General features: G+C 58.9%; 23 protein-coding genes and 2 tRNA genes. 16 read left to right on the top strand and 9 right to left on the bottom strand.

What is annotated here, in order from left to right; translation table 11 throughout:
- The first annotated feature begins 24 nt into the window (after positions 1–24).
- The 6 genes from efp to ACVWZJ_RS04495 all read left to right on the top strand — a co-directional run bounded on the left by efp (position 25) and on the right by ACVWZJ_RS04495 (position 3777).
- On the top strand, positions 25–582 hold the full coding sequence (gene efp, locus ACVWZJ_RS04520; RefSeq protein ID WP_011432091.1) for an elongation factor P: 558 nt from the start codon (positions 25–27) through the stop codon (positions 580–582).
- Positions 583–651: 69 nt separating this feature from the next.
- Complete coding sequence (accB, locus tag ACVWZJ_RS04515) at positions 652–1125, top strand: acetyl-CoA carboxylase biotin carboxyl carrier protein (RefSeq protein WP_011432092.1); 474 nt, start codon at positions 652–654, stop codon at positions 1123–1125.
- A 394-nt stretch (positions 1126–1519) separates the two neighbouring features.
- Positions 1520–2449 carry a metallophosphoesterase family protein gene (locus ACVWZJ_RS04510; RefSeq protein WP_011432093.1) on the top strand — a complete coding sequence of 310 codons (930 nt, stop codon included), beginning with the start codon at positions 1520–1522 and terminating at the stop codon, positions 2447–2449.
- A 76-nt stretch (positions 2450–2525) separates the two neighbouring features.
- Positions 2526–3272 carry a phosphoadenylyl-sulfate reductase gene (locus ACVWZJ_RS04505; RefSeq protein ID WP_414398981.1) on the top strand — a complete coding sequence of 249 codons (747 nt, stop codon included), beginning with the start codon at positions 2526–2528 and terminating at the stop codon, positions 3270–3272.
- A 3-nt stretch (positions 3273–3275) separates the two neighbouring features.
- Entirely contained in the window at positions 3276–3590 is a 315-nt protein-coding gene (locus ACVWZJ_RS04500) for an antibiotic biosynthesis monooxygenase family protein (protein WP_414344235.1), read from the top strand.
- 115 nt (positions 3591–3705) lie between these two features.
- Positions 3706–3777: transfer RNA gene (locus ACVWZJ_RS04495), tRNA-Val, on the top strand.
- A gap of 110 nt (positions 3778–3887) precedes the next feature.
- Here ACVWZJ_RS04495 and ACVWZJ_RS04490 read toward each other — a convergent pair.
- Positions 3888–4829, bottom strand: a complete 942-nt coding sequence (locus ACVWZJ_RS04490; protein WP_011432096.1) for a phosphoribulokinase — start codon at positions 4827–4829, stop codon at positions 3888–3890.
- Between the two features lie 285 nt (positions 4830–5114).
- Between ACVWZJ_RS04490 and ACVWZJ_RS04485 the strand changes: the two genes are divergently transcribed.
- Entirely contained in the window at positions 5115–5882 is a 768-nt protein-coding gene (locus tag ACVWZJ_RS04485) for a PspA/IM30 family protein (RefSeq protein WP_011432097.1), read from the top strand.
- Positions 5883–6131: 249 nt separating this feature from the next.
- Complete coding sequence (locus tag ACVWZJ_RS04480) at positions 6132–6596, top strand: pentapeptide repeat-containing protein (RefSeq protein ID WP_011432098.1); 465 nt, start codon at positions 6132–6134, stop codon at positions 6594–6596.
- Positions 6597–6608: 12 nt separating this feature from the next.
- Here ACVWZJ_RS04480 and cysQ read toward each other — a convergent pair whose 3' ends face one another.
- The 5 genes from cysQ to rpsP form a co-directional block, all read right to left on the bottom strand.
- Positions 6609–7436: a 3'(2'),5'-bisphosphate nucleotidase CysQ gene (cysQ, locus tag ACVWZJ_RS04475; protein ID WP_457394889.1), complete on the bottom strand. Its 828-nt coding sequence runs from the start codon at positions 7434–7436 to the stop codon at positions 6609–6611.
- A gap of 15 nt (positions 7437–7451) precedes the next feature.
- Entirely contained in the window at positions 7452–8213 is a 762-nt protein-coding gene (gene hisF, locus ACVWZJ_RS04470; protein ID WP_457394886.1) for an imidazole glycerol phosphate synthase subunit HisF, read from the bottom strand.
- A 61-nt stretch (positions 8214–8274) separates the two neighbouring features.
- On the bottom strand, positions 8275–9378 hold the full coding sequence (locus ACVWZJ_RS04465; RefSeq protein WP_457394883.1) for a Get3/ArsA fold putative tail anchor-mediating ATPase NosAFP: 1104 nt from the start codon (positions 9376–9378) through the stop codon (positions 8275–8277).
- Entirely contained in the window at positions 9375–9635 is a 261-nt protein-coding gene (locus tag ACVWZJ_RS04460; protein WP_414341712.1) for a KH domain-containing protein, read from the bottom strand. Before ACVWZJ_RS04460 ends, ACVWZJ_RS04465 begins: the two co-directional genes overlap by 4 nt.
- Positions 9636–9687: 52 nt before the next feature.
- A complete protein-coding gene (rpsP, locus tag ACVWZJ_RS04455) occupies positions 9688–10167 on the bottom strand; it encodes a 30S ribosomal protein S16 (RefSeq protein WP_011432103.1) in 480 nt (159 codons plus the stop codon).
- Between the two features lie 246 nt (positions 10168–10413).
- On the opposite strand from rpsP, the gene ACVWZJ_RS04450 reads away from it, so the two are divergent.
- Positions 10414–10860 (top strand): TerB family tellurite resistance protein, encoded by a 447-nt coding sequence (locus tag ACVWZJ_RS04450; protein WP_414350341.1) that lies wholly within the window; start codon positions 10414–10416, stop codon positions 10858–10860.
- A 122-nt stretch (positions 10861–10982) separates the two neighbouring features.
- Here ACVWZJ_RS04450 and ACVWZJ_RS04445 read toward each other — a convergent pair whose 3' ends face one another.
- Positions 10983–11378, bottom strand: a complete 396-nt coding sequence (locus ACVWZJ_RS04445) for a metal-sensing transcriptional repressor (RefSeq protein ID WP_414341707.1) — start codon at positions 11376–11378, stop codon at positions 10983–10985.
- A 114-nt stretch (positions 11379–11492) separates the two neighbouring features.
- Between ACVWZJ_RS04445 and sds the strand changes: the two genes are divergently transcribed.
- Positions 11493–12464, top strand: a complete 972-nt coding sequence (gene sds / locus ACVWZJ_RS04440) for a solanesyl diphosphate synthase (protein ID WP_041436149.1) — start codon at positions 11493–11495, stop codon at positions 12462–12464.
- A 28-nt stretch (positions 12465–12492) separates the two neighbouring features.
- Here the strand turns inward: sds and lepB are convergent, their stop codons facing one another.
- A complete protein-coding gene (lepB, locus tag ACVWZJ_RS04435) occupies positions 12493–13179 on the bottom strand; it encodes a signal peptidase I (RefSeq protein WP_041436160.1) in 687 nt (228 codons plus the stop codon).
- A 161-nt stretch (positions 13180–13340) separates the two neighbouring features.
- Between lepB and ACVWZJ_RS04430 the strand changes: the two genes are divergently transcribed.
- Entirely contained in the window at positions 13341–13697 is a 357-nt protein-coding gene (locus tag ACVWZJ_RS04430) for a hypothetical protein (protein ID WP_011432108.1), read from the top strand.
- Between the two features lie 31 nt (positions 13698–13728).
- Here the strand turns inward: ACVWZJ_RS04430 and ACVWZJ_RS04425 are convergent, their stop codons facing one another.
- The gene (locus tag ACVWZJ_RS04425; protein WP_414332177.1) at positions 13729–14775 is read right to left on the bottom strand and encodes an ATPase, T2SS/T4P/T4SS family; all 1047 of its coding nucleotides are present in this window, start codon (positions 14773–14775) and stop codon (positions 13729–13731) included.
- A 168-nt stretch (positions 14776–14943) separates the two neighbouring features.
- On the opposite strand from ACVWZJ_RS04425, the gene ACVWZJ_RS04420 reads away from it, so the two are divergent.
- The 5 genes from ACVWZJ_RS04420 to ACVWZJ_RS04400 all read left to right on the top strand — a co-directional run bounded on the left by ACVWZJ_RS04420 (position 14944) and on the right by ACVWZJ_RS04400 (position 18267).
- Positions 14944–15663 carry a pyridoxine 5'-phosphate synthase gene (locus ACVWZJ_RS04420; RefSeq protein WP_011432110.1) on the top strand — a complete coding sequence of 240 codons (720 nt, stop codon included), beginning with the start codon at positions 14944–14946 and terminating at the stop codon, positions 15661–15663.
- 14 nt (positions 15664–15677) lie between these two features.
- Positions 15678–16310 carry a DUF3318 domain-containing protein gene (locus ACVWZJ_RS04415; RefSeq protein ID WP_011432111.1) on the top strand — a complete coding sequence of 211 codons (633 nt, stop codon included), beginning with the start codon at positions 15678–15680 and terminating at the stop codon, positions 16308–16310.
- Between the two features lie 12 nt (positions 16311–16322).
- Complete coding sequence (locus tag ACVWZJ_RS04410; RefSeq protein WP_011432112.1) at positions 16323–17156, top strand: biotin--[acetyl-CoA-carboxylase] ligase; 834 nt, start codon at positions 16323–16325, stop codon at positions 17154–17156.
- Between the two features lie 17 nt (positions 17157–17173).
- Positions 17174–18103: a M23 family metallopeptidase gene (locus ACVWZJ_RS04405; RefSeq protein ID WP_148202680.1), complete on the top strand. Its 930-nt coding sequence runs from the start codon at positions 17174–17176 to the stop codon at positions 18101–18103.
- 83 nt (positions 18104–18186) lie between these two features.
- Positions 18187–18267, top strand: a tRNA-Leu gene (locus tag ACVWZJ_RS04400).
- Positions 18268–18284 lie beyond the last annotated feature (17 nt).

Here is an 18284-nt window from a genome sequence, read left to right as displayed (position 1 = left end):
TAAGCAACGGATCCCTCTGCTGACATGATCTCAAGCAACGATTTGCGCCCTGGCGTCTCTGTAGAAATTGACGGAGCTCCCTACAAGGTGATCGAGTTCCTGCATGTGAAACCCGGCAAGGGGGCAGCCTTTGTGCGCACTAAGCTCAAAAACATGCAGACTGGCAACGTTGTGGAGAAAACCTTCCGCGCCGGTGAAACCCTGCCCGCAGCCACCATCGAAAAAGTCGAGATGCAGTATCTCTACGCGGAAGGGAACAACTTGGTGTTTATGGACATGGAGACCTATGAGCAGGCTCCAATTACCGCCGCCCAAATTGGCTCCGCCGTGAAATATCTGAAAGAAAACATGCAAGTGTCAATCTTGCGCTGGAATGGGCAGGTGATCGATGTGGAGCTGCCCAACACCGTTGTTCTGGAAGTGGTGGAAACAGATCCAGGGGTGAAAGGAGATACCGCCACTGGGGGAACCAAGCCGGCCAAGCTGGAGACCGGTGCTGAGATCCAGGTGCCTTTGTTCATCAAGGTTGGAGAACGGATTCGGGTCGATACCCGCACCGACACCTATCTGGGCCGGGAGTGAGTTCTCCCTCTCCTTTTCGGTTATGGATTTCTGTTGTGGACAGGTGATGCATCAGGAGTGAACCTTCCCTTGGATGTTGTCAATTGGCAGGAAATTCGTCTTCTCCTGGCCGCTCTGCAAGAGAGCGATGTTACCGAGCTAACTCTGGAGTTCAAAGATTTTCGCCTCACCTTGCGCAAAGGGATCCCGACTGAGCTCTCCTCCACCCCCGCCAGTCCGGTTATTGTCTCCTCTGCGCCTCCTCCTGCTCCTGCAGAAGCGCCCCCTCCTCCCACTGCTCCCAAATCCACCCCCAGCCATTGGATAGACGTGACGTCACCAATGGTGGGCACTTTCTACAGCGCCCCAGCTCCAGGTGAACCTGACTTTGTGCGGGTTGGCCAACGGGTGAACAAGGGCCAAACCCTGTGCATCATCGAGGCCATGAAGCTGATGAACGAGATCGAGGCCGAAGCGGCAGGCGTGGTGACCGAGATTTTGGTGAGCAATGGGCAATCGGTGGAGTTTGGGCAGGTGTTGATGCGGTTGGATCCCACGGCTTGATGGGCAAGGGGGTAAACCGGATTTTGGCGACCCAATCTCCCTTGCCTGTGTATACACCAGAGTTGAATCGGATTGAGGGGATGTGGTCGGTGTTGAAGCACTGTATCCGTCAGTTTTCCAGAGCCGGGAAGTATGGGATGGAGCAAAGGATACAGACCGCTTTACTACTCATCAATCCATTCAATCTCTCCTGCTGGGAGAGAAGTTGGGGGTGACAGCCTGGGAAACCCTCTCAGACCAATTTGACCAGTCTGCGCGCCCCTTTCATAGCCCTACCTGTCCTCAGTTCCCAATAGGTGCTCGCCAGATCCGGCTGAGGTTAAGAGAATCCCATAGCCCCCCAGCCCATCATTGACTATGATGCGGGCGTGAGGTGTGAATAAGTACCTAAACAATGGCAACCCAACGCATTTGCTTTGCTCAAGTCTCAGATGTCCACCTGATGCCCGAGACGGGGTGCCGCTGTTGGTGGATGTCCGATTCCCCCCGCCGCCAGTTGGAAGCCGCCGTTGCCCATCTCAACCAGGTGCCCGATCTGCACTTCGTGGTGTTTACCGGGGATTTGGTGGATCAAGCGGATCCGGAGAGCTTTCAATCTTTCCAGGAGATTGTTGCCCAACTGCGGGTGCCCTATTACCTCAGCCTGGGCAACCACGATATCGACACCCTGAGGAGAAAGGGACGCTTTAACCGAGATCAGTTTATCCGTTGGTGCCAAAGCCAATTTCCCCTGTCCCTGGCTCCCACTGGTTACGTCGATTACAGCCTTTCCCCTCTGCCCGGGATCCGCTTGATTGCCCTCGACGCCAGCTTAGGACGCTTCCCTTTGCCTCAGGGCGTGCTCCGCCCCTCCCAACTGCACTGGCTGGGCGAACATCTGCAAACGGTGCCGGAAGAATGGCTGATCCTGCTGATCCATCAGCCGCCCTTCATTGCTCCCACTCAAATGGACGCGGTTTTGTTTCGCAAGTACCGGCTCCTCAGCGAACCAGCCTCGGCGCTACACGCTCTCTTGGCCCGTCACGGACGGGTGGTGGCGGTGCTGAGTGGCCACCTGCATGTGCCGAAGGTGTATGTCCGCGATGGGATCCCCTACCTGACAGCACCTCCTCTGGTGGGGCCGGTTTCGGCTCTGCGGGTGTTTGAGCTGGAGGTGAACCCACGGCGAGGGGTGTTGCGCTACCACTGGGTTAAGTTGCCGGCATTGGATCCCAGCCCCCTCTGGCACGGCTTGGTGATGGGGATCCGACGGGATCGCTGGGGACAAATCCCTCTCCGGGCCAAGGGATCCCGCTCTCTCCCTCTGCCCGCTGCCGCCTGGTAATCAAAACCCCTAAAGCTTGACCGAATTAGTGTAGATTAAAAAAAGCAAAAATCGTCGAGTTCGGTGTCTTCCCCCTATGACAGCAAGCCTTTCTCCTTCTAGCCGCTGGGAGCTGGCGGCTCAAGCGCTGCGGGAGCAGTATCAACCTCAAGTGGCGTCCCTGAGCGAACGGTTTGAGCCTTTGTCGGCGAGCGACCTGCTCACCTGGGCGGTTGAAGAATTTGGAGATGGGCTGGTGCTGGCCTGTAGCTTTGGCCCGGAAGACCTAGTGCTGATCGATCTGCTCACGGCGATTAACCCCCGTGTTCGCGCTTTTTTTCTGGACACCGATTTTCACTTCCCGGAAACCCTACAACTGCGGGAGCAGGTGTTGGCGCGCTACCCCCACTTGCAACTGCAGATCTTCAAGCCCTTGCTTACCCCGGAAGAGCAGGCAGCTCAATACGGGCCAGAACTGTATCGCTCTAACCCCGACCTCTGCTGCAACATCCGCAAGGTGGAGCCCTTGAATCGTGCTCTGGCCGGTTGCACCACTTGGATTACAGGGATGCGTCGGGAACAATCCCCCACCCGCGCCGATATCGGCAAGGTGCAGTGGGACGGCAAGCGCAACCGCCTCAAACTCAACCCGCTGGCTGACTGGACAAATGGCCAAGTTTGGAAATACATCCTTGACCACGGGATCCCCTACAATCCCCTGCACGATCGCCACTACCCCAGTATCGGCTGCATCCACTGCACTGCGCCTGTTGAGCCAGGGGCGGATCCCCGCTCTGGACGCTGGAAGGGCACAAGCAAAACCGAATGCGGCCTGCATACCTAACCCATGACTGCTTCCTCCATCCTTGAGGTGGCTCAGTTTGAAATTACCCCCGGCTCTGAAGCCGCCTTTGAAGCCGCCATCGCTCAAGCTTTCATCTATTTGCAGCAGACCGACGGCTACCAAGGGCACCAACTGCAGCGCTGTCTGGAGCACCCTCAGCAATACCTACTGCTCGTTCAGTGGGGATCCCTAGAGGCCCATCTGGTCAACTTTCGCCAATCGGAAAACTTTGTCCGCTGGCGTGCCCTCATCGGGCCCTACTTTGCTCGCCCACCCCAGGTTCTGCACTACCAGTTGCTGACCGGATCCCCTTTTTGATTTGAAATAGGGCACCTGTCCACTCTCCACCTAGGTTGACCCCAATGGGACAGGTTAAGATGTGATATTATCTGTTTCCGACCTTCAGGTAGATGCGCGGCAGCATCGCTCATAGGGGCTGTTAACTCAGTGGTAGAGTACCACCTTGACACGGTGGGAGCCGCTGGTTCAATTCCAGCACAGCCCATGTCCTTGACAGAAGCTCACAAGACTCTGCTCTGGGAGCGGGTTACCGTGCTGGGCCGAGCCTTACCCTGCAGGTCTTGCGAAACTGGGGATCCCTCACCGCCACGGATTCTACTGGTAGATATGGGCCGCTTTTAGCATGTGGTAGGTGATCAGCAACTGAGTCAAAGCCAGGGGATAGCTCTGGAGCAGCTCGCCGGTGGTGCCGATCAATTGGCCGATATTGGGGTTTCCCTCTAAGCTACAGAACTTGCCCAGGTAAGGGATTTCGTTGCAGAGCATCCGCTCCAATTCGATCACTTGGCTGGCCGTAGCATGGGCATCAATCTGCAAAACATCGACGGGCTTGCCCATATCCCGATCCAAATCCAAACGAATGGCAGAGCTAAGGTGATTGTCGCGGGCATTGAGGATTTGCCAAAAATCTGGGTGAGGAATGGTGGGGCGCAGCACCAAGCGTGCATTCAGCAATACCTCGTCTTGGTCGGATCCCTCTTGGGGCGGGTAAAAGGTGACCACTACATCGGCCCATTGGCGCTGTGGACGAATAAAAGCCTCTGAGTCGGGTTCGCGCTTTTTGAGCTCTTCTCGCACTTGCTCTTCGGTATATCCGCGCTTGCGGGTGTCCCGCTTAATCTTCCAGAGGGCGCGTAGATGTTCGGGAGGGGCCAAATAAACCTTGACATCGTAGCTATCCCGCATACCACGGGTAAAGTAGCCCAGCAGCCCTTCGACAATCACGTATTTGTTGGGCTTGACATACTCTGGCGGGTCAAAGGTGCCGGTGCTGTGGTTGTAGACGGGCTTTAGGATCGGCTGGCCGGTGCGCAAGAGCGTCAGGTGCTGCTGAACGATATCCAGGTAGTTGCAGTCGGGATGGAGGGCTGTAATCCCCAGTTCAGCGCGTTGTTTGCGGTCGTAGCGGTGGTAGTCGTCGGTGCAGATGACAGTGACGTTTTCTTCCCCCAAGACTTGGGCAATGCCACGGGTGAGGGTGGTTTTTCCAGCAGCACTATCACCAACAATACCCAGAATAATCGGGCGCTGAGCCACGGATCCCTCTCCTGAATCGTGAACCTGGGGCGGAGAACTCCCAACAACACCGGCCAAACTCAACTTCGTTTCGACCTGCGGATGGCCCCGATCAGAGAACAGGGATTGTCGGTCAGCAAACGAAGTTAAGCAAGCATTATCGGCTCTGGAGGGTATTGGGGCAAGAGAACGTTACAGCTTTTTTCAGCGGAGCCCTATGGATCCCTATACTGGAGTAGAAGCACTGGAAGGCATCAAAGCAGCAAGGGTAGCATTAGGTCAGACCGCTAGAGGGGGAAGCAACCGATGGGATTGTTCGATCGGGTCAGCCGAATCATTAGATCCAATATCAATGCGCTGGTCAGCAGCGCCGAGGATCCGGAGAAAATCCTGAACCAGACCATTCAGGACATGTCTGAGGATCACTACCAGATGCGGCAAGCGGTTGCCCAGGCCATTGCTGCCCAGAAGCGAATAGAGCGACAGTACGAGCAAGCGCAGCAGAGTGTTGACGAATGGCAAAGACGCGCCGAGTTGGCCCTGCGCAACAACAACGAAGCCTTGGCTCGGGAAGCGCTGGTGCGCAAGAAAACCTTTGCCGAGACTGCCCAAAGCCTGAAGCGGCAGTTGGATGAGCAGACTAAGCAGGTGGAGATCCTGAAGTCCAACATGACCAAGCTGGAGAGCAAGATCGCTGAGGCCAAGACCAAAAAAGACATGCTCATCGCCCGCGCCCGCGCGGCCAAAGCTTCTCAACAAATCAACCAGGTCATCGGGCGGGTGGACGCCACAAGCGCCTTTGCCGCTTTTGAGCGCATGGAGGAGAAGGTGAACTCCCTGGAAGCTCAGTCGGCGGCAGTGGCAGAGCTGGCGGTGGACAATTTGGAAAACCAGTTTGCCGCTTTGGAGGCGGGTGGCTCGGATGTAGATCACGAGCTGCTGATGCTCAAGGCGTCGATCCAGGGTCAGTTGCCCTCTGGAGGGTCAAAGTCCTCAGGCCAACCTTCCACCGCAAGTGAGAGCGAGGTCGATCTGGAGTTGGAAAATTTGCGCAAGGAGATTGACCAGCTCTAACAGGCGGAATGTCGCTCTCCTCCGACTCTCAAGGCTTGCCGGGCTGAGTTTGGGCCGGGGGGTGGTAAGCTAACCAACAAGAACTCTGACAGCCCTTCTGCCGACCAGCAGGGCAAAGTCTGTCAGTAAAGCGTTCCACCTCGAGTGGCAGGGATCCCCAGAGGGTAATCAACCTGCGAAAGGGTCACAGCCTGCTTCCGGCAGGGCTGAGGTTAGTTTGCCTACGGTTTTGTGAGAGAACAAGCAACAATGACAACAGCAAGTATCAAGCCTCTCTTGGATGCCAAGCAACTGTTGCAGGCTTATGCGTCTGGCCAACGGGATTTTTCGGGCTCCAACCTGAGTGGAGCGCAGTTGAGTGGCGCGAATTTGAAGGGCATTATCCTACGGGATGCCGACTTGAGTGGGGCAGATTTGCGCGAGGCGGATTTGTCGGGAGCAGATCTCTCGGGAGCCGACCTGCGCGGAGCCAAGCTGCGACGGGTGAACCTGATTGGGGCTAAGTTGGTGAAGGCAGATTTGCGGGGGGCCAACCTCTACCGGGCCAAATTGCTCAGGGCCGACCTCAGCGAAGCCGAGCTGAACCGAGCCGATCTGCGGATTGGGGCCGATCTGCGCGGAGCCATCATCACCAACACCCATTTCCGCGGTGCCCTTTACGACGAGTACACCAAGTTCCCGGATGGCTTTAACCCCACAGAGATGGGCATGTAGCCGGGGCTTCGCTCAGGGGATCAGGTTCTGCCACAGTTGGGCCATGCCTTCGGCAGCCGCTACAAAGGGCGGGTTGTGCAGGTCGGGCTTGTTGTAGCGCAAGGGATCCCCTACCAGATCGGTAACCCTTCCCCCCGCCTGCTCCACAATGCACTGGGCAGCGGCAGTATCCCACTCCATGGTGGGGCCGAAGCGAGGGTAGAGATGGGCAGATCCTTCGGCCACAAGGCAAAGCTTTAGGGCACTGCCCACAGACTTCACTTCCAGAGAGCCACAGCGCTGCCGCAGCCGCTCGAGGAACTGCTCCGTCTCCGGGTTGCTGTGGGAACGGCTGGCCACCACTTGTAGGGGTTCTTGGGCGTAAGGGCAGGTGCGGATGGGCTGTTCGTGAACGCAGGACGGAGTCCTTTCCCTCTTGCAGGCCCCCAGCTTTTGCGCAGCCGCGTAGGTGAGGCCCAGAGCTGGGGCATGGACGACCCCCAGGATGGGGATCCCCGCCTCGACAAGGGCAATGTTGACGGTGAACTGGCCGCTGCCTTCGATAAACTCGCGCGTGCCATCCAAGGGATCCACCAGCCAAAACCGCTCCCACTGTTGCCGCTCTGGGTAAGGGATCCCGCCCGATTCTTCCGAGAGCACCGGGATCCCTGGGGTCAACTCTTGCAAGCCTTGCAGGATCAGGTGGTGGGAGGCCAGATCCGCCTCTGTAAGGGGAGAGGCATCTGCTTTGAGTTGGATCGGCAGCGATTTTTGCCGATAGAAGGGCAAGATGGCCTGCCCTGCTGCTTCTGCCAGGCGGCACACCTCAGGCAGGAGAGCGGCCAGATCTTGAGCCTGCACGGATCCCTCCCCAAGCTAGAAACGCACCGGAATGGCATGGGCGGCCAAGTCGGCTTTGATTTGGGCAATCGTCAGCCGGCCATAGTGGAGCAGCGAGGCCAATAGAGCCGCTTCCGCCCCTCCCTCCTGCAGAGCTTGGCGGATATGAGCACACTCCCCTGCTCCTCCTGAGGCAATCACCGGCACCGACACCGCCTCAGCCACCCGCCGGGTTAGCTCCAGGTCATAGCCGGCCTGGGTGCCGTCGGCGTCCATGCTGGTGAGCAAGATCTCCCCTGCCCCCCGTTCGGCCACGGTTTTGGCCCACTCCACCGCGTCTAGCCCCGTCGGCTGCCTCCCCCCGCGCACGTATACCTCCCATCCCCCTCCCTGCGGCTTGGCGCGAGCGTCGATGGCCACCACAATGCACTGGGATCCAAACCAGCGGCTGGCCTGAGCCACGAGATCAGGATCCCGAACCGCTGCCGAGTTGAGGCTGACCTTGTCTGCCCCGGCCCGCAGCAGTTGTCGGATCCCCTCCAGATCGCGGATCCCCCCTCCCACCGTGAGGGGAATGAACACCTGCTCTGCGGTGCGCCGCACCACCTCCAGCAAGATCTCCCGCTCTTCGTGGGTGGCGGTGATGTCCAAAAAGACCAGCTCATCGGCCCCTGCCTGATCGTAAGCCTGGGCCAGCTCTACCGGATCCCCGGCATCCCGCAATTGCACAAACTGGATCCCTTTCACCACCCGCCCTGCCGCCACATCCAGACAGGGAATGATCCGTTTGGCCAACATCGCTCTCTCCCAAGGACTCCATCCCGTTGACGCGAACAGAGGGGAACACCTGGGGATCGTTTTAGCCGAAGCTGATGACCAGGAAGGGTTCTTGAAACTTGGCCCCAGTCACCTGCCGACCTGCCAAGCTGGGGGGCAAGAACAAATTGCGCCGCTGATCCCCGGCGGTGATGGTCAGCTCCGGGCCCGACTGGCTCAGCTCGATTTGCGCCTTGCTGAAGCCGGGAATAAACAGCTTGACTGTACGGGATCCCTCGTCGATGGCCACGGGCGGCGGCACATCCGGCACGGCGAACATCCCTCCTACTGCCGCTTCCAAAGCCGACCAATCGGATCCCTGACGCAGGGGGAGTGTTCGTAGTGTCAGCGGGAAAAAATCGGCGGCCGAGACCTCCCCCGGAGCCAGAGGGGTAACCCAGAGGCCACCCACCGTCAGCCCCACCATCTGAGCACTCCCCCAAAGGTAACGGGCGGTTTGCACGGCCATCGGGTCAGGGGTGGTCACCAGGTGGGCCAACACACGGCGCGGATCGGCAATGGCCTGTCGTCCCTGCTCCAAGAGGTTAGTCATGCCCCCCAACCGCTCCGGCAGATCCTCCAGAGAGGAAAACTCCACAGTGCTCACCGAACGCAGCAACGGCTCGGCAAAGGGTCGCAGGGTTTTGGCCAAGTCGGATCCCAAAAAAGCCTTGGAAGCCCGCCGCCAGTACCAACTGGCCACCTCCGGGATCCCAAAGGCCCGCAAGGTGGTCAGATCCCCCGGCCCGTCGTAGAGAATGCAGTCGTATTGGCCGCTGGCATCGTAACGGCGCAGAGCTTCCAGGGCCAGGGCCTGATCCATGCCCGGCAACACCCCCAGTTCCTGGCCGTAGATCTCCCGGAAAAAGGGGGTGCGCACGTATCGGGCTTCCAGCTCTTTGGCCGCCGTCCAGAACTGCTCCAGCAGCTGGGTTGTCCGCAACTGCACCACGCTCAAGTTGGCAGCAATGGTCACCGGCTCGCCGGAAAGCGGGATCCCGCCCAAAAGCATTTCCAGCCCTGGCCCCGCCTGATGGCCCACCAACAGCACCCGCCGCCCCTGCTGGGCTGCGGCCCGAGCTGCCGCCACGGCCAAGGTGCTCCGACCTGTGCCCCCCTTGCCCAGAAAGGTGAGAATTTGGCTCATTCCCGCTCTCCCGCTTCTCCGTAGATGTCGATGTACAGAGATTGGCCCGCCAACTGAGCTGCAGCCATCATCACCTGTCGAATCGCCTGCAAGGTACGCCCGCCTCGCCCGAACACCCGCCCGCGATCCTTCGGGTCAAAGGCCAGCCGCAGCCATACCTTTCGCCCGCCACAGGTGGTTTCCACATCCATTTGAAGAGAGGCGCTGCTGAGCAGCGGTTCGATCAAAAGATGGGCGAGAGCCTTGTAGTCTGGCATAGAGAGCTAGACGACAGGAGGGAACAACTGGCCAAGCCAAGCTTAGCCGACCCTAGGCCTCAACCGCTTCCTCAACCTGAGGCTTTTCAACTTCAGCTTCTGGAGGACTTAATTCTGCCGCTGCTGTCTCAGTGGCAGCTTCGCTCAATTCAGACTCGGGAACATCGGCGACCTCAGCCTCGGCCACGGATTCTGTTGCAGGGGCCTCTTCTGCCGCCTCAGGGATCCCAGCTTCAGGCTTGGCCATGGCCGGGATGCGAATCGAGGCAACCACTCCGCCTTCCCCTGCTTTCAACATCTCGTAGATGCCGGCCTTTTTGAGGAGACTGTCCACGGTCTCTGTGGGCTGAGCGCCACAACGCAACCACTTCAGCAAGCCTGCCGTTTGCAAAACCGTCTCCTTGGTGCGCGGGTTATAGTAACCCAGTTCCTCTAGCGGACGGGCTTCACGACGGCTTTTGCTTTCAATGGCGATGATGCGATAGCTGGGTTGCCGCTTTTTTCCGTAGCGCTTGAGCCGCAATTTGACCATGGGGTATCCACTCCTTGGGGGACGCTCCGCAAGCTGTAAAGATCCAAATCCAACAAAGAGTTCACGCAAACCCGCCAAGCATGCTGAAGCCCCAGAACCTTACCCGGAGTCTCGCCGCTTGGCCGGTAGACATAGGCTTTTTATTTTAGGCGATCTTCCCCTCGACTGGAAAATGTCGGATCCCGGTTTGGAGGGCAATCTTCATGGCAGAGTTAAAGAGAAAACCCACACTCAGCGACGACCCCCATGATCAACTACGCCGATTTGACAGACGAGCAGCGCCAGCTCTACCTCAAGGCCCTGATCGCGGTGGCCCGAGTGGATGGCCAGTTGGACGAAGAAGAAACCTCTTTCTTCATGCAAATCGCAGAAGGGGTAGGCATCGAAGCGCCACTGGCCCAAACCTATCTGGCCGATGAAGCAGGTGCACCTTTGGATATCAGCGGGATCCCGCCCATGCGCAATGCGGCAGGGGCCTTGATCCTGCGGGATTTGGCAGCAATGGCGGTGGTGAATAGCCAGCTGGTGGAAAAAGAAGAGGAGCTAATTTTCGAGATCGGCAAAGCCATGCAGTTCAGCGCTGAGGAGATCAACGAGTTTATCGACTGGGCCTTCATGGGACTGCAGTGGCAACTCAAAAGCGCATCTCTGCTGGAGCGCTATACCCAGCCCTCCCCCCAACCTTCTGAATGACCTGGGGTACTAGGCAGCATCACAACGGCCAGCCCCCGCTGCAGATATTGACAGCCCCGCTTGGCGTTCCCCTGAGCCAAGCAAGGGGAGACTTTCATCAAGTTAAATCTGGCCATTGAGACTTAGCCGATAAAGCGATCCAGAGCCCGCTGCAACTCCTCCAGCTCTACTTCGATATTGCCGGTCTCGATGGCATGGCGGATGCAGTGGCGAATGTGATCGTCCAAAATCAGCCGCGCCACCCGATCCAGCGCTCCCTTGACGGCGGCAATTTGCAGCAGCACATCTGGACAGGGCTGATCCTGCTCGATCATGGAGCGGATCCCACGCACATGCCCTTCGATGCGAGCCAAGCGGTTGGTCAACTTGCGCCGAGACTGGGGATCATGATGGTGAGGCTGGGCCCGCCCAGACAGCGGCGGCTTTTCCAGCGCCAGCTCCCACTCCTCCTCCCAATCGGGTTCTGAAGGGAGCGGTGGAACGGAATGAGATCGAAGTGGGGGAACGGGATCCGACATGAGAAGGGCAAAGGACTGCCTGCATGATACTGCCTGGTTTTCCCCGAGAACGATGGGGTACTCTACAATAGAAAAAGATGTGAAATTTTGTAAAACCTCTCATACTTTGGCTCCATGACCTCTGTGCTCTCCCCCTTTGGCCCTGTAGAAGCGGATCTGGAGCGTTTACGCCAGAACCTAACGCGGTTGGTCAGTGCCAAGCACCCCATCCTGGCCATGGCTGCCGAACATCTGTTTTCGGCGGGAGGGAAAGGGATCCGGCCAGCCATCGTGCTCCTCATTGCCCGTGCCACCACCCCAGATGGAGAGATTACCCCACGGCATTGGCGCTTGGCAGAGATTACTGAGATGATCCACACGGCCAGCTTGGTTCACGACGATGTCATCGACGCTGCCGACGTGCGACGGGGCATCGATACGGTGAATACCCTCTTCGACAATCGGATAGCCGTGCTGGCGGGGGATTACCTCTTCGGCCAAGCTGCTTGGTACTTGGCCAATCTGGACAACCTGGAGGTAGTGAAGCTCCTTTCCAAAGTAATCATGGATTTGCCGGAGGGAGAGGTGCGCCAGAGCCTCACCCGCTTCGACCCGGATGTGTCGATGGAAGACTACCTGGCCAAGAGCTTCTACAAAACGGCCTCCCTCATGTCCGGCAGTTCCAAGGCTGCTGGCCTGCTGAGCGGGGTTAGCGAGGAAGTGGCGGATCGCCTGTTCGATTTTGGGCGGGATCTGGGCATTGCTTTTCAGATTGTCGACGATCTGCTGGATTTCACCGCTTCGGCAGAGACGCTTGGCAAGCCTGTGGGATCCGACCTCATCCAGGGCAACCTCACTGCACCCGTTCTGTTTGCCCTAGAGGAATTTCCCCAGATGCGAGAGCTCATTCTCAGGGAGCTGTCCAACCCGCAAGACCTGAAGCAGGCCCTGGAGTGGGTGTATCAAAGCGAAGGGATCCCACGCTCTCGTCAGTTGGCCCGCGACTACGCCCAGCGGGCTGCCGAAGCGCTGTATAGCCTGCCGGACTCTGCGGCGCGTCGTGCTTTGTTTCAGATGGTGGACTATGTGCTGGAGCGGCTGCACTGAGCAGTCCCGACAGGGTCAAGCTGGCTTTCTACCGGGCTGTGTTGCCCAACACTTGGGCCTCTGGAAGAAGCTCAGGATATTCTGGCGGGGCGAAAAAGTGTAGGCGATTTGGGGGCCAAAAGCGAAAAATGGTGTTGCCGATGATGTTTTCTTCCGGCAAGAAACCCCACACATGGGAGTCTTGGCTGTCGTTGCGGTTATCCCCCATCACAAAATAGGAGCGGGGAGGAACCACGAATTCGGATCCCTGATTGGGAACTCCAGGACAGCGCTCGCCAGGGCAAGAATAGTCGGGGGGGGCATAGATGTAGTCTTCCCGCAGCGGGATCCCGTTGATGATGACCTCACCGTTGGCGATGCGAATGCGATCTCCCGGCAGGCCGATCACCCGCTTGATGTAGGCCCCGTCGAAGTTCAGTTTGGCGGGAGGGTTGAAAACAATAATATCGCCTCGTCTGGGCGAACCAAAGCGGTAGCTGACCTTTTCCACCACCAGCCGATCCCCTTCTTCCAGAGTGGGCAGCATCGAATCGGAGGGGATCCAACGCGCCTCTGCCACAAAGGTGCGAATGCCGAAGGCCAGCAACAGAGCCAGCACCACCGTCAGAAGGTTTTCCCGTTGCGCCTGCCACCAGCTGCGGGATCCCGAGCTGGCAGGGGTTTCCCCTGATGGCGACTGGGGCTTGGGCAGAGGAGTTGGATCTTTTGACGGCATGGAAGCTAACGAACAAGACTTCACGATCTCAAGATTACCGCACCCAATCCAGGGCAGCAGAATGGGAGGCCCTCCCATTAAACCCCTGCCGGAGAGACGAATAGCCGGCAATAGCATAGGATGGGTATTCTGGTGTACCGTACTCGCGACTGTTAGCCCCTATGACGATTTCAACAGAAGAGCGCCTAGAGCGAGTCGAGCGCCTGGTCGAGGCCAATAGCCAAGCAATAGCTCGTCTCACCCAACAACAAGAGGAAGTTTTGAGGCGGATCGATCGGCTCTCAGGGGATAGCGAAAAACTCTCGGAGCGGGTTGAAAAGCTCTCGGGCGATGTCGAAAAGCTCTCGGGCGATGTTGAAAAGCTCTCGGGCGATGTCGAAAAGCTCACTTTTAAGTTCGACACCTCACAAACCATCGGGGAACGGCTGGAACGTCTGGCCACCAGCCTGATTGCCGGTGCCACCATCAGCATCATTGCCGGAGTGATTTTGGTGCTGCTGCGGGAGGGATCCCGTTGAAGGGATGTTGCTCGGGGCTGGTTTTGGGGGGTCAACTGCCGGAATTGAGTTTTTCCCAGTCCTGCTGGTGGATGGCGATCATCTGGGCTTGGGCTTGAATAGCTGCCAACACCTCCGTCATCAGGGGCCAGTCGCTCCGCGGCGGACTGGGGTACTGCTTAAGCTTGTCAACTGTGTTGCTGAGAGCACTTTGCAATTGTTGCAGCAGTTGATAGGTCTGTTGGGCCAAAGCTAGGGTCTCAGAGACGCGGAGGTTATTCTGGCCTTGTTGATATTTCTGGAGAGCTTCCCCTCGCAGGATGCTCAAGATGGCCCCTTCTCTAGAGGCGGCAGTCTGGCCACTTTTGGAGCGCTGCGGTATGATGCGCAACTGCAACACCAGTGGCTCCCCCCGGTACATCCGCTCCACCTCTGCCTGCTGCGGCTCCCCGATCAACTCCGGATCCAGCGCCATCATCCGCTTCATGGCGGTGATCAACTTCGCTCGTATGGACTCGGAGAGATCTTTGAACAGATCCCGCAAAATCCCCTGCTGGCGGTAGCGCACTCGACAAGAAGGCCCCTCTTGAGGCTCCACGAAAATTTGCTCGGCTTTCTCATCCAAAGCCCGCCGCAGCATCGAGTTGAGCAACTGCTGCACTGTCTCTTCTGATTCGTCGGCGGGGACGGACGGAGGCTGGGTTGGCCTCAACTGCGTGGGTGGCCCCGACACGGGAGCAGGAACCTCCCGAGTCACCCGGTTGGCTTGGGCCTGGAGGCGCAGCCGCTCCACCTCTGCCGGGTCGGGGGGATGGCTGAAGTAGTAGGCAATTAAATCCTGCTGCTGCTGAGCGGTGAGAGGGATTGGCTGGACGGAAATCTGGGAATAGGCCAGCATTTTGCTCACATAGTCCAGCGCCGCCAAATCCTGGGGATCCACCATGCCCAAGATGAGGCTGTCGGTATCCAGGGCCAAGGGGACGACTTGGTAGTAAATGCAGATCTCCACCGGCAAGTACTGGGCAATTAGAGCCGGCACTCGCGCCCGGTCAACAATGGAGTGTTGTCCCACCGCCAGAGAGGCATCTGGATCAGTCATGGCAAGCCCGGAGTGGATCCCGCACAGGCGAGACGTCGCTACCTGATCATAGAGTAAAGCCTACACCCTCGCGGCCTGAGGCCCATGGCATCCTGGCTCATCTGACCGGCGTAAATTGAATAATGTAATACTAGGGGTATTCTCCTCTACACCCAAAGCAGTAAAGCCTTGTTAAGTCTTGGAGTTAACATCGACCACATTGCCACCCTTCGACAGGCACGCCGCACGGTGGAGCCAGATCCGGTAGCGGCAGCGGTGATTGCCGAGCTGGCGGGGGCAGATGGTATTACAGTGCACTTGCGCGAGGATCGCCGTCACATTCAAGATCGGGATGTGCGGCTGTTGCGGCAAACCGTGCGCACCCACCTCAACCTGGAGATGGCAGCCACCGAGGAGATGGTGGCGATTGCCCTGGAGGTCAAGCCCGACTACGTCACTTTGGTTCCCGAGCGGCGGGAGGAGATCACCACCGAAGGTGGGTTGGATGTGGCGGGGCAGGTGTCGCGCCTCAGGGATGTGGTCGGCCAACTGCAGGGATCCGGCATTCCCGTCAGCTTGTTTATCGACCCAGATCCGACCCAAATTGCCGCTGCTGCCCAAGTGGGAGCCCGCTGGGTGGAGCTCCACACGGGGCGCTACGCAGAAGCCTCATCCGCAGCTCAGCGGCAGGTGGAACTTGACCACCTGGAAAAGGCCAGCCAACAGGCCCTTCAGCTGGGCTTGCGGGTGAATGCGGGACATGGTCTTACCTACTGGAATGTCGGCCCAGTGGCGCGGATCCCTGGCATGGAGGAGCTGAACATCGGCCACAGCATTATCAGTCGAGCGGTGCTGGTGGGGCTGGATCGGGCGGTGCGAGAGATGCGTCAGGCGATGGGACTAAGCTGAGGAGCAGGCCCGGCATGAACTCGGAATACTACGGCTACGAAAACTACGTTCTGGATCAGGCGGAGATTGAGCGCCTGTTGGATCTGCTGCCAGCCAGTATGCGGGAGAGTGTGAAGATCTTGCCCGCCTCGGAACGGCAAACGGTGGTGATCAAAGGCCGTCGGCAAATGCCCTGGGAACGGCAGATGCGGCTGTTCATCAAGCCCTACGAGTGGCGGCAATTTACCCCCCTGCAGCGGGCGGGGCTGTTCCTGCACAAGGTGGGCTACTACAGTCGGGCGGTGTCGCGGCAGATCGACTTTTACCTGGCCATAGCAGCTCTGGGGGGGTTGAGCTTGATCTTCGAGGCCGTACAACAGGATCCCGTGGGAGCAACCGTTTCGGGTGGTTTGAGTGGCTTGGCCCTCTGGCAGTTGCGCCGCGACCAAACCAATGACCGTCGTCTGTTGGCTGCTGACGCCTATGCGGTGGATCGCCTGGTGTTGCGCGGGATCCCGCGGCTTCAGGCGGTGGAGGCCCTAGGGCAGGCGCTGCATGTGGAGGCCCGTCTGGAGGGGCGCTCGGGCAATGATCTGCTGGACATGTTGCGCTACCAAAACCTCAAGCGGCTGGCCCAGCGTCCGGCGGAAGACATTGTGTTGAGCTAATCCCGGGTAGAGATGCTTTCTCCCTCGCGGCTGGGATCCCAGGCGGGCCGGTGGGGCCGCCATCTGCTGCAAGTGGCGGTGACCGATTCCACCAATCGGCTGCTCTTGGACTGGGGCCGTCGGTTCCCACAGCCGCTGCCAGTGGGCACAGTTTTGGTCAGCACCCGCCAACGGGCTGGGCAAGGTCAACATGGGCGGGTGTGGCACTCGCAGCCGGGGGGACTATACCTGTCCGTTTGGCTGGGATCCCCGCCTTTGCATTACTCGCTGCTGGAACTGACCCTGGCCTTGGGCTGGGGCATTGCGGGCCGTTTACGGCAAAACCTTGGGATCCCGCTGCGGCTGAAATGGCCCAACGATTTGGTGGTGGTGGACGAGCAGCGCCCGGATTCTCTGCTCAAGCTGGGGGGGATCCTGGTGCAAAGCCGCTTTGGGGGGAGCGGGCAACTGCTGGGGTTGGTGGCCGGTGTGGGGGTGAATGTCAACAACCCCGTTCCCATTGGGGCAATCACCTTAGCCCAAATTTTGGGATCCCCTCTGCACCGCTCACTCGACTGCACCGAGATTGCCGGCTGGGTTCTGCAGGGGATGGAGCAGGGATTCCACGTCTGGTTGCAAGGGGGATTTGCCCCCGTTCGCTCAGAGTACGAAGCCTGGATGGTTAGGCCACAAATTCAATTTCAATGGCCGGAAACAAGCCCCACGATCTTGGGCCTTGCCGAGGATGGGAGGATGCGAGTACAAACACGGGGGGAGCGACATTGGCAACAGCAGCCATCCATTCTGACGCTTACACCCGACCAAGTTCGCTTGAGCTATCACATGCCGGCGGGCGATAGCCTGTAATTTCTCTTGTGTTTTTTATGTGGCCTGTGTTGAACTCGGTGATGAAGCTTTTGGTTATGGCAGCGCGCCTTTTCTCCCCCCGAGCTCGGCGGCTGCGCTTTTGGCTGAAGCTGGGGCTGGCTCTGCTCTGGTTTTATCCCACTGCTCTGCTGGCCCAAACCCAACCAACCCCTTTGCCCCCGCCGCCTGTGGTGGAACCGGCCCTAGACACGCCTGGGGCGGCAGCCCTGCTGCTGGATGGAGCCATTCCTTTACGAGAGGGCAGCCCTGCGACCCTTGAGGCAGAAACCCGCACAGAGACGGTCATGGGCCGTGAGATTGTGATTGAGCCCCAGAAGAACCATGACCGGGTTCCCCATGCTCAGCCTGAAAGTGGGGTGCCGGTGGTGCTGATGGAACGCAGCTCCGGTCGCCGCATCATCCTCGCCCCTGGCCAAGAGATTCGCATTGAGGATCCCAGCCAGCCCCAAGCTCCTGAACCGGGAACGCCGACGTTGCCTGAACTGGCCGTAGGTGAAGAACGACTGCTCTATCCCTTACCTCACCCGGTGCCGATCACTTCTGGATTTGGCATGCGAATTCACCCCATCCGCGGAGAGCCAGAGTTTCATGCCGGGGTGGATTTGGGGGCCAGCATGGGCACGCCGATCCTGGCCTCTTTAAGCGGCAAGGTGGTCACTTCGGGATCCCTGGGGGGTCTAGGGATCACCGTTGTGCTGGAGCATGCCGGCGGTCGGCGCACTCGCTATGGCCACATGTCCGAAGTTGCTGTAACACCGGGGGAAGTGGTAGAGCGGGGATCCGTCATCGGCTACGTGGGGGCGACCGGAGCGGTAACTGGGCCGCACCTCCACTTTGAGCTGTGGAAGCGGGCGGTGGGGCAAGGTTGGGTGGTTCTGGACGCCACAGATGATCTGAAGGTTGCTGTTGCCCAGCTGCCGGGTTAGCCAGAGCCGGCTTGGGTTAGCATAGGTGGGCGGGCTCCAACTGGAATGCTGGCGCAGGTAACCAGTTGGGTCATGCAGGTTTTGCGGACGTGGCGGAACGGCAGACGCGCTAGACTTAGGATCTAGTGCCGCAAGGCGTAAGGGTTCAAGTCCCTTCGTCCGCATGAGAATCCCCTACTTC

The sequence above is a fragment of the Thermostichus sp. OS-CIW-29 genome, from assembly GCF_054058195.1.
The sequence above is the reverse complement of the archived record's forward strand: the minus strand, read 5'-3'. Positions and strand labels throughout refer to the sequence as shown.